14 protein-coding genes are annotated in these 13,817 nt (G+C 70.2%); 3 read left to right on the top strand and 11 right to left on the bottom strand.

Annotation, left to right across the window (positions count from 1 at the left end; all coding sequences use genetic code 11):
- Positions 1–112: 112 nt before the first annotated feature.
- From murB to D0901_RS09645, 9 genes are read right to left on the bottom strand one after another with little or no spacing between them, the layout of a single operon-like run.
- On the bottom strand, positions 113–1,147 hold the full coding sequence (gene murB / locus D0901_RS09605; protein ID WP_129140090.1) for a UDP-N-acetylmuramate dehydrogenase: 1,035 nt from the start codon (positions 1,145–1,147) through the stop codon (positions 113–115).
- Positions 1,144–1,617, bottom strand: coding sequence for a low molecular weight protein-tyrosine-phosphatase (locus tag D0901_RS09610; RefSeq protein WP_129140091.1), 474 nt, complete (start codon positions 1,615–1,617; stop codon positions 1,144–1,146). The genes murB and D0901_RS09610 overlap by 4 nt, the downstream gene beginning before the upstream one ends.
- On the bottom strand, positions 1,617–2,390 hold the full coding sequence (kdsB, locus tag D0901_RS09615; protein ID WP_129140092.1) for a 3-deoxy-manno-octulosonate cytidylyltransferase: 774 nt from the start codon (positions 2,388–2,390) through the stop codon (positions 1,617–1,619). Before kdsB ends, D0901_RS09610 begins: the two co-directional genes overlap by 1 nt.
- Positions 2,387–2,608: a Trm112 family protein gene (locus tag D0901_RS09620; protein WP_129140093.1), complete on the bottom strand. Its 222-nt coding sequence runs from the start codon at positions 2,606–2,608 to the stop codon at positions 2,387–2,389. Before D0901_RS09620 ends, kdsB begins: the two co-directional genes overlap by 4 nt.
- A complete protein-coding gene (gene lpxK, locus D0901_RS09625) occupies positions 2,601–3,632 on the bottom strand; it encodes a tetraacyldisaccharide 4'-kinase (protein WP_129140094.1) in 1,032 nt (343 codons plus the stop codon). The genes D0901_RS09620 and lpxK overlap by 8 nt, the downstream gene beginning before the upstream one ends.
- Entirely contained in the window at positions 3,629–5,371 is a 1,743-nt protein-coding gene (msbA, locus tag D0901_RS09630) for a lipid A export permease/ATP-binding protein MsbA (RefSeq protein ID WP_129140095.1), read from the bottom strand. The genes lpxK and msbA overlap by 4 nt, the downstream gene beginning before the upstream one ends.
- Positions 5,368–5,799: an ExbD/TolR family protein gene (locus D0901_RS09635; RefSeq protein WP_129140096.1), complete on the bottom strand. Its 432-nt coding sequence runs from the start codon at positions 5,797–5,799 to the stop codon at positions 5,368–5,370. Before D0901_RS09635 ends, msbA begins: the two co-directional genes overlap by 4 nt.
- On the bottom strand, positions 5,796–6,470 hold the full coding sequence (locus D0901_RS09640; RefSeq protein WP_129140097.1) for a MotA/TolQ/ExbB proton channel family protein: 675 nt from the start codon (positions 6,468–6,470) through the stop codon (positions 5,796–5,798). The genes D0901_RS09635 and D0901_RS09640 overlap by 4 nt, the downstream gene beginning before the upstream one ends.
- Positions 6,471–6,508: 38 nt before the next feature.
- Positions 6,509–8,839, bottom strand: a complete 2,331-nt coding sequence (locus D0901_RS09645; RefSeq protein ID WP_233440389.1) for a DNA internalization-related competence protein ComEC/Rec2 — start codon at positions 8,837–8,839, stop codon at positions 6,509–6,511.
- 82 nt (positions 8,840–8,921) lie between these two features.
- Here D0901_RS09645 and D0901_RS09650 point away from each other — a divergent pair, with 82 nt between their 5' ends.
- On the top strand, positions 8,922–9,485 hold the full coding sequence (locus D0901_RS09650) for a DUF2062 domain-containing protein (RefSeq protein WP_129140098.1): 564 nt from the start codon (positions 8,922–8,924) through the stop codon (positions 9,483–9,485).
- A gap of 24 nt (positions 9,486–9,509) precedes the next feature.
- On the opposite strand, the gene D0901_RS09655 is transcribed toward D0901_RS09650, so the two are convergent.
- Both D0901_RS09655 and D0901_RS09660 read right to left on the bottom strand, forming a co-directional pair.
- On the bottom strand, positions 9,510–10,220 hold the full coding sequence (locus D0901_RS09655) for an ABC transporter ATP-binding protein (protein WP_129140099.1): 711 nt from the start codon (positions 10,218–10,220) through the stop codon (positions 9,510–9,512).
- 4 nt (positions 10,221–10,224) lie between these two features.
- Positions 10,225–11,466: a lipoprotein-releasing ABC transporter permease subunit gene (locus tag D0901_RS09660; RefSeq protein WP_129140100.1), complete on the bottom strand. Its 1,242-nt coding sequence runs from the start codon at positions 11,464–11,466 to the stop codon at positions 10,225–10,227.
- Between the two features lie 294 nt (positions 11,467–11,760).
- Between D0901_RS09660 and D0901_RS09665 the strand changes: the two genes are divergently transcribed.
- Together D0901_RS09665 and D0901_RS09670 are read left to right on the top strand one after the other, a co-directional pair.
- A complete protein-coding gene (locus D0901_RS09665; protein ID WP_129140101.1) occupies positions 11,761–12,828 on the top strand; it encodes an agmatine deiminase family protein in 1,068 nt (355 codons plus the stop codon).
- A gap of 1 nt (position 12,829) precedes the next feature.
- Positions 12,830–13,729 (top strand): carbon-nitrogen hydrolase, encoded by a 900-nt coding sequence (locus tag D0901_RS09670; RefSeq protein ID WP_129140102.1) that lies wholly within the window; start codon positions 12,830–12,832, stop codon positions 13,727–13,729.
- The last annotated feature ends 88 nt before the right edge of the window (positions 13,730–13,817 follow it).

Below are 13,817 nucleotides of genomic sequence, written 5' to 3' on the forward strand. Positions count from 1 at the left end.
ATGCCAGAAGGCCCCGTCGGTTCGCCGACGGGGCCTTCTGCGTTTCGGATCTTGTCGAGCCACACGAGCCGATCGCCGCGGGCTCGCGGCCCCTGTACGACCCGCCGTCATTCTACGGCTTTCCGCCCCCTGCCGGCCGCGCCTGCCCGAAGCGCCGCGGTTCGCGCTCCAGGCACACGCCGAAGCGCCGCTCGACCGCCGCCGCGACGCGCTCGGCCAGTGCCAGCAGTTCCGCGGCGCTGCCGCCGCCGTGATGCACCAGCACCAGGGCCTGACGGTCGTGAACGCCGACATGGCCGTCACGCAGGCCCTTGAGGCCGCACTGGTCGATCAGCCAGCCGGCCGCCAGCTTGACGCCGCCATCGGGCAGGGGAAAGTGCGGCATCGTCGGAAACGCCGCGAGCAGTGCCCGTGCCTGGTCTGCATCGACCCGCGGGTTCTTGAAGAAGCTGCCAGCGTTGCCGAGCCGCGCCGGGTCGGGGAGTTTCTCGCGGCGTACCGCACTTACCGCGTCGACGATCTCGCTCGGCGACGCTGCGGCCGAGACCCGCGAGGCCAGGTCGCCGTAGTCGAGTCGGGGCCGCGGGCGACGCGACAGGCGCAGCACCAGGCGGGTGATGATCACGCGGTTCTCGAGGGCGTGCTTGAAGACGCTGTCGCGGTAGCCGAAGGCACACTCCTCGCGTCCCAGCACCCGCTCGCGCGCCCCGTCTCGCTCGATCAGGTGAACTTCCTCGAGCACCTCGGCGAGTTCCACGCCGTAGGCGCCGATGTTCTGGATCGGCGCCGCCCCGGCCAGCCCGGGAATCAGCGCCAGGTTCTCGATACCCCACAGGCCGCGCTCGGCCATGGCGACGACCAGTTGGTGCCAGTTCACGCCGGCCCCCACGTGAACGCGCACGGTGTCGCCGTCGGCCGCTTCCAGCCAATGCTCGGTCAGCGCCGGGCGCACCACGAGCCCCGGCAGCCAGGGCTCCAGGACCAGGTTGCTGCCGCCGCCGATCACCGTCAGCGGCCAGGTGTGGCGTTCGGCCTCGATCAGCGCCTGGCGGGCCTCGGCGATCGAGGTCACCGTCGCCAGACGCTCGGCGGTGGCGGGCAGCCCCAGGGTGTTGGCCGCGCTCAGATCGACGTCGTGCTGGATCATGACCCCGCCAGGCGGCGCCGGATCTCGTCGATCAGGCCGTCGCTGGCCGCCTCGATCAGATCGAGCACCGTCTCGAAGCCTTCGTCGCCACCGAAATAGGGGTCCGGCACCGCGTCGTCGGGGCGCCCGGCATAGCTCAGGAAGAGATCGACCGTCGCCCGGCAATCCACGGGCCGGCCCGCCTCGATCGCGGCGAGGTTATCGTGATCCATGGCCAGGATGTAGTCGAAGTGGCGATAGTCCGCCGCGTCGAGAACCCGCGCGCGCAGCCCGGCGATGTCGATGCCACGCTTGCGTGCCGCCGCCTGGGCGCGCTCGTCGGGTGCCTTACCGACGTGCCAGTGGCCGATGCCGCAGGAGTCGACCTCGACCCGCTCGGCAAGGCCGGCACGCTGAAGGCGCGCCCGAAACACGCCTTCGGCGCTCGGCGAACGACAGATGTTACCCAGACACACGAACAGAACTCGCATCAGTGCGACGCCTCCTGCTGCAGAAACCAATGACGGACCCGCTCGAGATCCGCGGCGCTGTCCACGCCGGCCGGGTGCACCTCGCGCGCCAGGGCGACCTGGATGTGCCGGCCGTGATGCAGGGCCCGCAACTGCTCGAGCTGTTCGAGCTGCTCCAGCGGGCTCGGCAGCCAGTCGACGTACTCGGCGAGAAAGCCCGCCCGATAGGCGTAGAGGCCGATGTGTCGCAACCAGGCATCGGTGGCCAGGGTCTCGGGACGCGCCGCGAACTGCTCGCGATCCCAGGGAATCGGTGCCCTTGAAAAGTACAGCGCCCGGCCGCGCACGTCGCGCACCACCTTGACCACGTTGGGGTTGAACAGCGCCTCGACGTCGCCGATCGGCTCGGCCAGCGTGGCGATCGCCGCCTCGGGGTCGTCCGCCAGGCGCGCGGCGACCTGGGCGATCGACGCCGGGGGCAACAAGGGCTCGTCGCCCTGGACGTTGACCACGATGGTCTCGTCCGCCAGCTGCAGCGACTGCGCCACTTCGGCCAGCCGGTCGGTGCCGGAAGGATGGTCGTCGCGGGTCATCAGCGCCTCGCCGCCGGCTGCCTCCACCGCCGCCCGGATCCGCGCGTCGTCGGTCGCCACCACCACCCGGGCGGCCCCGCTGTCGAGGGCACGCTGCCAGACGCGCACCACCATCGGCACCCCGGCGATATCGGCGAGCGGCTTGCCCGGCAAACGGCTCGAGGCGTAGCGCGCCGGGATCACCACCACGAACTCGTTCATGCCTCGGGGTCCGTTGCCGCGGCCGGGCCCGACGACTTGCCGAGCTTCTCGTCGGCATCCATGACCCGGGCCTCTTCCTGGAGCATCACCGGGATGTCGTCGCGTATCGGGTAGGCCAGGCCATCGTAATGGCACTTGAGTTCGCCGCGTTCGCGATCGTACTTGAGCTTGCCCTGGCACAGCGGACAGACCAGCATGGCCAGCAATTCCTTATCCATGAGTTACCTCGCAGGTCGCGGGTTGTAGCGTATCGAGTCGTTCGGCCAGCCAGCTCGCGAAGGCCGGATCCGGCGCCGCCTCGACGTCCAGCGCCCAGCAGCGCTCGTTGGCGAAGCGCCGGCATTTGACCGCGTCCTTGGCGGTCATCACCACCGGGCGGTTGTCGGCGAAGCGCAGATCCTCGGCGCTGAAGCGGTGATGATCGGGCAAGGGGTGCGCGTCGTGGCTCACGCCCAGCGCCTCCAGCGTGGCGAAGAAGCGCGCCGGGCGGCCGATGCCCGCCAGGGCATGCACCCGCCCCGAGAACGGTGGCGTCTCGACACCATAGCCCACCCCGTCGGTGAGATGCCGCCAACGGGCCGGTACCAGTTGCATGCCGTAACCGGCCGGCGCCCCGCCAGCCGCCGCGGCAAGTCCCTCGCGGCCGCCGCCGTTGACCACCAGGGCATCCACGCTCGCCAGGCGCGCCAGCGGCTCGCGCAGCGGCCCGGCGGGCAGGCAGCGGCCATTGCCGAAGCCCAGGGCACCGTCCACCACCACCAGTTCGATGTCGCGACCCAGCGCCAGATGCTGCAGGCCGTCGTCGGCGATGACGATGTCGCAGCCGGCGGCGATCAGCTTGCGAGCGCCGCGGGGGCGGTCCGGGTCGACCACCACCGGCCGCCCGGTCTGCTGGGCGAGCATCAGCGGCTCGTCGCCGCTGAAGGTCACGTCGCTGTCGGCGTCGACGTAGAACGGGTAGCGCGGTGCCTGACCCCCGTAGCCCCGCGAGACGATCCCCGGCCGCCAGCCGCGCTCGCCCAGCCAGCGCACCAGCCAGGCCACCAGCGGCGACTTGCCGGTCCCGCCCAGGGTCAGGTTGCCGACCACGATCACCGGCACCGGCGAGCGCCAGATCGGCTTGCGGCCGCTGGCGTAGGCCCGGCGGCGCGTCTCGACGCCGAGGCGGTAGAGCCACGACAAGGGCCGCAACGCCTGCAGCCAGGCGGCGTCACGATAGCCGGCATCGACCCAGCGGCTCATGCCACCGCCTCCTGGAACTGCAGACGATGCAGCGCGGCATAGGCGCCGTCCCGGGCGAGCAGCTCGGCATGAGTCCCGCTCTCGACGATCTGCCCCTGCTCCATCACCAGGATGCGATCGGCGCGCTCGATGGTCGACAGGCGATGGGCGATGACCAGGGTGGTACGACCGCGGCAGACTTCCTCGAGGGCACGCTGGATGTAGCGCTCCGACTCGGTGTCGAGCGCCGAGGTGGCCTCGTCGAGGACCAGCAGCGGCGCATCCTTGAAGATCGCCCGGGCGATGGCCAGGCGCTGGCGCTGGCCGCCCGAGAGCATCACGCCGTTGTCGCCGATCACGGTGTCGTAGCCCTGCGGCAGGCGACGAATGAACTCGTCGGCGTAGGCGGCGCGCGCCGCCGCCTCGACGCTGGCGCGGTCGGCATCGGGCACGCCATAGGCGATGTTGTCGGCCACCGAGGCGTTGAACAGCGTGACCTGCTGCGAGACCAGCGCGATCTGCCGGCGCAGCGGCGACAGCCGGTACTCGTCGAGCGGCACGCCGTCGAGGCACACCCGCCCCTGCGTGGGCCGGTAGAAGCGTGGCAACAGGCTGACCAGCGTCGACTTGCCGCTGCCCGAGCGGCCGACGATGGCGATCATTTCGCCGGCATCGATCTCGAGATCGATGCCCTTGAGCACCTCGGGCTGATCCGCGCCGTAGGCAAAGTGCACGCCCTCCAGGCTCACACGACCGGCGATGTTCTCGGGATCGCGATGGCCGTCGTCGATCTCGGTGGGCTCCTCGAGCAGGCGGAACAGTTCGCCGGCCGCCGCCAGGCCCTTCTGGATCACCGAATTGACCTCGCTGAGCGACTTGATCGGCTTGGCCATCAGCGAGGCGGCGGTGATGAAGGCCACGAACTCGCCCGGGGTCATGTCGGCCATCAGTTCGGGGGCCATGGCCAGCCAGACCAGGGCGGCCAGCGACAGCGCCACCAGCAGCTGGATCACCGGCGTGCTGACCGCCTTGGTCAGCGCCTCCTTCATGCTCTGCTCGCGGTTGTAATCGCTGACGGCGGCGAAACGGCGCTTCTCGTACTCCTCGGCGCCGTGGGTGCGCACCACCTTGTAGCCGGTCAGGGCCTCGGAGGCGACGTGAGTGACGTCGCCCATCGAGTTCTGGATGCGCCGCGAGAGACGCCGGAAGCGCTTGCTGGCGTAGCGCACTACCCCGGCGATCAAGGGCGTGACGGCGAGGAACAGCAGCGTCAGCATCCAGTTGGTCCACAGCAGATAGACCACCAGGCCGATGACGAACAGCCCCTCGCGCAGAATGATGGTGATGGCGTTGGTGGCCGCGCCGGTGACCTGCTCGACGTGATAGGTCACCCGCGAGATCAGGTGCCCGCTGGAGTGGGCGTCGAAGAAGCGCCCCGGCAGGTGCAGCATGTGATTGAACACGCTGCAGCGCAGGGAATGGACCACGTTGCGCGCCACGTCGCTCATGAAGTAGGTGCCCAGGAAGGTCCCGGCGCCGCGGGCGGCGAACATGCCGACCACGAACAGCGGCAGATACAGCCGGAACGCCGCATCGGGATTCTGGATACCATCGATCAGGCGTTTCATCATCTCGGCCAGGGCGGTGCTCGACGCCGCGTAGATGGCATAGCCGAGCACGGCGGCGGCGAAGGCCTTCCAGTGCGGCTTCACGTAGCCGAGCAGGCGCCGGTACAGGGACAGACTGGTGGCTTGCGTCACGGCGTCTCCGCGTGTTTGGAGGATGAGGGCGTCGCGCGGGTGGCGATACGCACCCGCTGGATGTCGAGCGAGGCGGCCTGGTCCAGGGCCGTCACCACGGCGCCGTGGGTGGCCTGGGCATCGGCCTCGATCACCAGGCCGCGTTCCCGGGCGGTCGCGGCCCGCTCGGCCAGCGCCCGATGCAGCGCCTCGCGGGAGGTCAGCGTGCGCTGGTCCAGGCGATAGGTGCCGTCCCGGGTCACCGTCAGGGTCACCGGCGCGGCCTCGAGGGCCTGGCCGTTGTCGCTCGACGGCAGGGTCAGCTCCAGCGCCTCGCGGGTCTCGAAGGTGGTCGAGACCATGAAGAAGATCAACAGCAGGAACACCACGTCGATCAACGGCGTGAGGTTGACCTCCTCCGGTTCGCGGTGGCGACGCGGAAACTTCATGCGCGGCGGCCCCGGGCCTCGCGCGGGGCGCTGCGCACGTCGCGGCGCTCCGCCAGGGTCAGCTCCTGGCCATGATGGGCGAGGAACTCCACCACCTGGCCGGCCTGCTCCTCCATGCGCACGGTGATGTCCTCCACCCGGCGCTGGAAGTAGCGATGGAACATCAGCGCCGGAATCGCCACGGTCAGACCCGCCGCGGTGGTCACCAGTGCCTGGGAGATGCCACCGGCCAGTTCGGTGGTGCGCTGCGCGCCCTCCGCCGAGACGATCACCGCGAAGACCTGGATCATCCCCACCACGGTACCCAGCAGGCCGATCAACGGGGTGATCGAGGCGATGGTGCCGAGCGGGCTGAGAAAGCGCTCCATGTCGTGGATCACCGCGGTGGCGGCTTCCTGAATGCGCGCCCGGACCTGATCCTGCCCCAGCCGGGCGTTACGCAGACCCGCCGCCAGCACCCCGCCCAGCGGCGAGTGGCTCTCCAGCCAGAACAGGTTGACCTGCCCCTGCTGGATCAGTTCGCAGACCTCTTCGCCGAGACGCGCCGGCGCGATCCGCGAGGCCCGCAGGCTCCACAGACGCTCGACGATGATCAGCGTGGCGAGCAGCGAGCAGCCCAGGATCGGGATCATCAGGACCCCGCCGGCCACCAGCGCGTCGTAAACGTTCATTGCGTCCCGTCTCCCGGTTCGTGAAGGCAGCGCCGCTTTCAGTGCGGCGATTCTACCGTATGGCAGCGCCCTTCGACACTCTCGCGCCACCCCACCGGCGGGCGCTGTGCGCTCACCTCGGGGTCGTGGGAGCCACCCAGCCAGAACGTCACCGCGCCATCCAGCGCGGTGTTCCACAGGCAACTGCCCGCCTGACGGTAACGACGCACCACGGCATCGCGGGGATGATGGTGCGGGTTGTCGCGCCCGGCGCTGAAGACCACGTGATGCGGCCGCGTCGCCGTCACCCAGGGCGGCGACGAACTGCTCAGGCTGCCGTGATGACCGGCCACCAGCACGTTCACCGGGCCCGGCAGCGCATCGGCCAGCTGCGCCTCCACGGTCGCCGAGGCATCACCGCTGACCAGCAGGCGCTGCCCCGCCGTCTGCGCCAGCAGCACGCAGGAGCGGTCATTGTCGTCGAACCCGGCCGGATCGCCGCGCGGCCACAGGAAGCGGAAGTCGACGCCATCCCAGCGCCAGTGCCGGCCCGCCCGACACGGCTGTACCTCGACACCCAGCGGCGTCACACCCGGCGCGTACCACCTCGCCACCCGATGGTCCTGCTCGAGTGCCGGAATGCCGCCGGCATGATCGCGGTCGGAATGACTGACGATCACCGCATCGAAGCGCTGTCCGGCCGGCCACAGCGTCGTCAGCGGCATGAAGCCGGAACCGAAACGCGGTCCGGTATCGTAGAGCAGCCGATGATGGGCCGTGCGCAACTCGAGCAACTGCCCCTGACCGACATCGTGGACACGGACACGCAGCACTCCCGGAGCGATCCCCGACGGCGCGAGGGTCGACACCATCATCAGCAGTGACAGGCTGCCGATCCAGCGCAGCGTCCGCGCCACGCCGGGCAGCGCCCAGAGCGCCGTCAGCGCCACCAGGGCCAGGGCGACCGGCCACGCTTCCCAGCCCGGCGGGTGCCAGAGCGGCACCCACTGCATGACGCGCTCGAGTCCGGCGTGGACGAGATGCGCCGCCGCGCTGAAGCCTTGCCAGCACAACGCCGCCAGCGAGGGCCACCAGGCCAGCGCCCAGCCGGTCAGCCCCGCAGGCACCAGCAGGCTGCCGACCAGCGGCACCGCGATCAGGTTGACCAGCGGCGCCGCGGGCGCCAAGCGATCGAAGGCGACCAATACCGCCGCCGCCATCAGCGGCGCCAGCAGCGCCTGGGTACGCAACAGGGCGACCAGCCAGCCGCGCGGACCGCGTGGCCGGTCCCGCCCCTGCCAGATCAGAATGAGCAGGCCCACGGCGACGAACGACAGCCACAGCCCCGGTCGCCACAGCGCCAACGGGTCGGCGAGCACCACCAGGGCGAGCGCCAGCCACCAGCCCTGCCAGGGCCCCGGCGCATGGCGGCCGCTGGCGACCCACAGCCCGACCAGGGTCATGATCATCGCGCGCATCGCCGGGGGCTGCAGCCCGGCCAGACCGGCATAGCCGATGGCCGCCGCGCCCGCGCACCACCAGGGCCAGACCGCCATCCGCCAGCGCCCCGGCGTGAGCAGCCGCGCCGCAGCGCGTGCCAGCCACAGCACGAGGGTCGCGATCAGCCCGACATGCAGCCCGGAAATGACCATGATATGCGTGGTGCCGGTGGCGTTGAGCAGTTCCCAGTCGGCATCGTCCAGCCGCTGCGAGGCGCCCAGGGTGAGTGCCGCCAGCCAGCGCCGGCCGAGCGGATCGGCGACGTGGCCGTCGAGAAAGCCCAGCGCCTGCTGGCGCAGGCCCGCTCCGCCCGCGACGAGACGCTCGGGCGCCGGGGCATCGCGCACGTAGCCGGTGGCGCCGATACCCTCGCGCCACAGCCAGGCGCCATAGTCGAAGGCATCGGGGTTGGCGAAGCCGACCGGCGGACGCAGCCGCAGCGTCAACCGCCAGACGTCGTCCACCGCCAGCGGCGGCGCGTCGTACCAGCTCACCCGGACGCGCGCGAGGCCGTCACAGGCGGGGCGTGGGCTGGCCAGCGGCCGGCAGTCGTCGACCGCCAGGCGCAGCCGGGTGACGGCATCGTCATCGCTGACCGCGAGCACCCGGGCCTGCACCGCCAGGTCGGCGCGCGAGAGGCCCTCGGGCAGGATCGCGCCACGTGCCAGCAGCACCTGTACCGCGGCCAGGGCCACCACGCCGAGCGTCAGCGCCAGCCGGTAGCGCCCGGCCGCCAGACACGCAAGCCAGGCCAGCGCGAGCCCGGCGGCCAGCCCGGGCGGCCCGACGTTGCCGAGCACACCGCCCAGGAGCGCACCCAGCGCCAGCCGGGCGGCCAGCCCCGGACGACGGGCGTGACTCGGGAGCGGGAAGCGGCCTGCGATGTCCACCGTCGAGCCCTCCGCGATCGATCATGGCAGGGAGCCGGACAACCATGGATAATGGCCGGACCCCGAACCAGCGAGCGAGACCATGCCGCGCCGTCTGATCCAGCGCTACATGCCCCATCCGGACACCCTGAAGCGCAACCGCTCGCTGCGCTTCATGAGCCACCTGATCGGCAACGCCTCGCTGTGGGTGCTGACCCGCCGCTCGGTCGGCAACGCCTTCATGGTCGGCCTGTTCTGCGCCCTGCTGCCGATTCCCTTCCAGATGGTTCTCGCCGCGGCGGGCGCCTGGCTGCTGCGCTGCAACCTGCCCCTGTCGGTGGGGCTGGTCTGGCTGACCAACCCGCTGACCATGCCGATCATCTTCTACGGCAACTATCGCCTGGGCGCCTGGCTGCTGGCCACACCGCCACGGCAAGTTCCCGATCACCTCAACGCCCACTGGCTCGCCGCCAAGATGGCCGAGATCCTGCCCGCGCTGATGGTCGGCTCGCTGGTCGCCGCGGTCGTCGCCGGGCTCGCCGGCAACCTGGTGATCCGCCTGCTCTGGCGCTGGCACGTGGCGCGCAGCTGGAAGCGCCGCGCCCGTCGTCGCCGTCAGGCGCGCGCCACCCAGACCGGCGCGCCCGCTCGAGAGAAGCCCGACTAGCGCATACGCTGCGCCGCCCGTGGCCTAATCGCTAGCAAGATGCCCCCGATCCAGATGCAGCACCCGATCCTGATGCGCGGCCAGGCCCGGATCGTGGGTCACCACCACGAAGGCGCAGGCCGTGGTCGCGGCGAGTTCGTCCATCAGCGCGAGGATGCTCGCCGCGGTGGTCTGGTCGAGGTTACCCGTGGGCTCGTCCATCAGCATCAGGCTGGGATCGGTGATCAGCGCCCTGGCGATCGCCACGCGCTGGCGCTCGCCGCCGGAAAGTTCGCCCGGCTTGTGATCGGCCCGTGCCGCCATGCCTACCTTGTCGAGGATCTCGCCGGCCCGCTGCTCGGCCTCCCGGCGCTTCTGACCGCGAATGATCAGCGGCAGCGCGGCGTTCTCGCGCGCCGTGAACTCGGCCAGCAGATGGTGGAACTGATAGACGAAACCGATGTGACGATTGCGGAAGCGGCCGAGCTCGGCGTCGCCGAGATCGGCCAGTGAGCGATCGGCCACGCGCACCGTGCCGGCGGTGGGCTTGTCGAGCCCGCCGAGCAGGTTGAGCAGGGTGGTCTTGCCGGAGCCGGAACTGCCCACCACGGCGATCCGCTCGCCGGCGCGCACCGCCAGATCGAGCCCGTCGAGAACGGTGACGTCCTGGGGGCCTTCCCGATAGATCTTGGTCAGCCCCTCGCAGGCCAGCATGACCGGGCGCGCGGTGGCTTCGTTCGGGGTCGTCGATTGCATGGGCTCATTCATAGCGCAGTACCTCCGCAGGCTGGACACGCGCCGCCCGCCAGGCCGGGTACAGCGTCGACAGGAAACTCAGGCCGAAGGCCGCCAGCACGATGAAGCCCACGTCGCTCCACTGCAGCCGGGAGGGCAGATAGCTGATGAAGTAGACGTTGGGATCGAGGAACTGGATACCGGTGACCGCCTCGAACCAGGCGATGATGTCGGAGACCGACAACGCCAGGACGATGCCCAGCACCACGCCGATGACGATGCCGATCAGGCCGATCGCCAGCCCCTGGACGATGAAGATGCCCATGATGGTTCGCGGCGTGGCCCCGATGGTGCGCAGGATGGCGATGTCGGCGTGCTTGTCGGTGACCACCATCACCAGCGTCGAGACGATGTTGAAGGCGGCGACCGCGACGATCACCATCAGCAGCAGCCCGATCATGCGCTTCTCCATCTGGATCGCCTGAAACAGGTTGCCATGGGTGTAGGTCCAGTCCATGCCGCGGTAACCGTAACCCAGCTGATTGAGGATCGACTGGGTCACCGAGCCGGCGAGGAAGAGGTCGTCGAGTTCGAGCCGCAGCCCGCCGACGGCATCGCCCATGCGCGCCAGTTTCTGCATGTCCTGGATGTTGGTATAGGCCAGCCGCGCGTCGAGGTCGGCCCCGACCTTGAAGATCCCGCTCACCGTGAAACGCTTCATGCGCGGGAAGACCCCGCCCGGGGTGATCGAGGCCTCGGGCACCAGCAGCGTCACCCGGTCGCCGACCCCGACGCCCAGGTTGCGTGCCAGCAGGTCGCCGAGCACGATGTGCCACTCCCCCGGGGCAAGATCGTCGAGGCTGCCCTGCTGCATGTGCTGGTCGATGATCGACACGCGCTTCTCGTAGTCCGGCTGGATGCCCCACACCAGCGCGCCCTGGGTATTGCCGCCGGCCGCCAGCATGCCCTGCTGCTCGACGTAGGGCGCCGCGGCGACGACGTGCTTGCGCTGGGTCAGCCGCTCGGCGAGCGGCTTCCAGTCGGTCATCCCGGCGGGCTTCTCGATTCGCGTATGCGGAACCATGCCCAGCACCCGGGTGCGCAGCTCGTGATCGAAGCCGTTCATCACCGACAGCACCAGGATGAGTACCGCCACGCCCAGCGTCAGCCCCAGCATCGAGGTCAACGAGATGAACGAAATGAAATGGTTGCGTCGTTTGGCCCGCACGTAGCGCAGCCCGATCAGAAAAGGTAGGCGATCCAGCATCAACTCGGTTCCTTGTCGGCAGGCGACCCATGGTACGGTTTTTTACGTGTCGACGCATCGGCGCCCGACGCATCGACGGTCCGACGCTTCGGCGCCCGACGCATCGACGGTCCGACGCTTCGGCGCCCGACGCATCGACGGTCCGACGCTTCGGCGCCCGACGCATCGACGGCCCGAGGTGTCGGCATCCGCCACGGCGGCGGCACGGCACCACCAAACGCTTGCAACGCGCAGGGCGCGGTCTACAATGCCGCCGCCTGGTTCCCGGGCACGTTCTCGGCTTCAGGAGACACCATGACGCAGCGTCTGTTCCCCGAATGGCATCCCCAGGACGCCATTCAGCTCACCTGGCCCACCCGCGACAGCGACTGGGCGCCGACCCTGCCGTGCATCGAGGCGACGCTGGAAGCCATGGTGGTGGCCATCGCCCGCCACCAGCACGTGCTGATCAGCGTGCCCGACGCCGCCACCCGGGCGCGGCTGACCACGACCTTCGGCCATCTCGGGGTGCCGGCCGGGCGCCTGCGTTTCGTCGAGGCCCCCGCCGACGATACCTGGGCCCGCGATCACGGTCCGATCGGCGTCGAGCGCGACGGCACGGTGGTGCTGCTCGACTACCGTTTCACCGGCTGGGGCGGCAAGTTTCCCGCCGAGCACGACGATGCCCTGACCCGGCGACTCGCCGAGGCCGGCGCCTTCGCCGCGCCGGTGGAAGCCCGCGAGCTGGTGCTCGAGGGCGGTGCCATCGAGACCGACGGCCAGGGAACACTGCTCACCACCGAGGCCTGCCTGCTCAACCCCAACCGCAACCCGAGCTTCGATCGCGCCGCGATCGAAAGCCGGCTCGCGGCGGACTTCGGGGTCGACCGGGTACTCTGGCTCACCCACGGGCATCTCGAGGGCGACGACACCGACAGCCATATCGACACCCTGGCGCGTTTCTGCGACCCGCAGACCATCGCCTACGTGCGCTGCGACGATCCCGCGGACCCGCACTACCCGGCGCTGACCGCCATGGAGCGCGAGATCCAGGCCCTGCGCCAGCCCGACGGCACGCCCTATCGGCTGGTACCGTTGCCCTGGCCACGGCCCTGCTTCGATCCGGACGACGGCCACCGGCTCCCCGCCACCTATGCCAACTTCCTGATCATCGACGGGGCGGTGCTGGTGCCGACCTATGCCGATCCGGCCGACGCCCGGGCACTCGCGGCCCTGGCCGAGGCGTTTCCCGACCGCGAGATCGTGCCCATCGATTGCCGCAGTGTGATCCGCCAGCACGGCAGTCTACACTGCCTGACCATGCAGTTACCGCGAGGCAGCCTGGCCGAGACCGGCGACCCGCAAGACGACGAGGAGCGTTGAGATGCACAAGACCCTCAAGGTGGGCCTGGTCCAGCAGCCGGCCTGGCCCGACAAGGCCCGCAGCCTGGACGCCAGCGAAGCCGGCGTTCGCGAACTGGCCGAACGCGGCGCCCAGCTGGTGCTGCTGCAGGAACTGCACGCCACCCACTACTTCTGCCAGTGCGAGGACCCGGAACTGTTCGACCTCGCCGAACCGCTCGACGGTCCCACCGCCACGCGCCTGGCGGAACTCGCCCGCGAGCTGGACATCGTGCTGGTCGGCTCGATCTTCGAGCGCCGCGCCGCCGGGGTCTATCACAACACGGCGCTGGTCTTCGACCGCCAGCGCGGGCGTGTCGGCCACTACCGCAAGATGCACATCCCCGACGATCCCGGCTTCTACGAGAAGTTCTACTTCACGCCGGGCGACGCCGACGCCGAGCAGGGTTTCGAGCCCATCGACACCTCGCTGGGCCGGCTCGGCGTGCTGGTGTGCTGGGACCAGTGGTACCCGGAAGCGGCGCGCCTGATGGCCCTGGCCGGCGCGGATCTGCTGCTCTACCCCACGGCGATCGGCTGGCACCCGCCCGACGACCTGCCGGAGAAGGGCCGTCAGAAGGAGGCCTGGACGCTGATCCAGCGCGCTCACGGGGTGGCCAACGGCCTGCCCGTGCTGGTCGCCAACCGGGTCGGGCACGAGCCGGACCTCAGCGGTGTCACGCCGGGCATCCATTTCTGGGGGGGCAGTTTCATCTGCGGCCCGCAGGGGGAATTGCTGGCCCATGCCGGCGACGAACCCGAGAACCTGCTGGTCGAACTCGACATGGCCCGCAGCGAGAACGTCCGCCGCATGTGGCCCTACCTGCGCGACCGGCGCATCGACGCCTACGGCGATCTGACCCGGCGCTATCGCGACCGCTGAGACGCGCCTGCCCGCCCACCACCCCACTCTCCGCGCCGACGCCCGCCATGGCGTCGGCGCCGCAGCGACGACCCGCTGCACGGCGCGC

Origin of the sequence: Modicisalibacter coralii (assembly GCF_004117855.1) — a bacterium.
GTDB lineage: Bacteria > Pseudomonadota > Gammaproteobacteria > Pseudomonadales > Halomonadaceae > Modicisalibacter > Modicisalibacter coralii.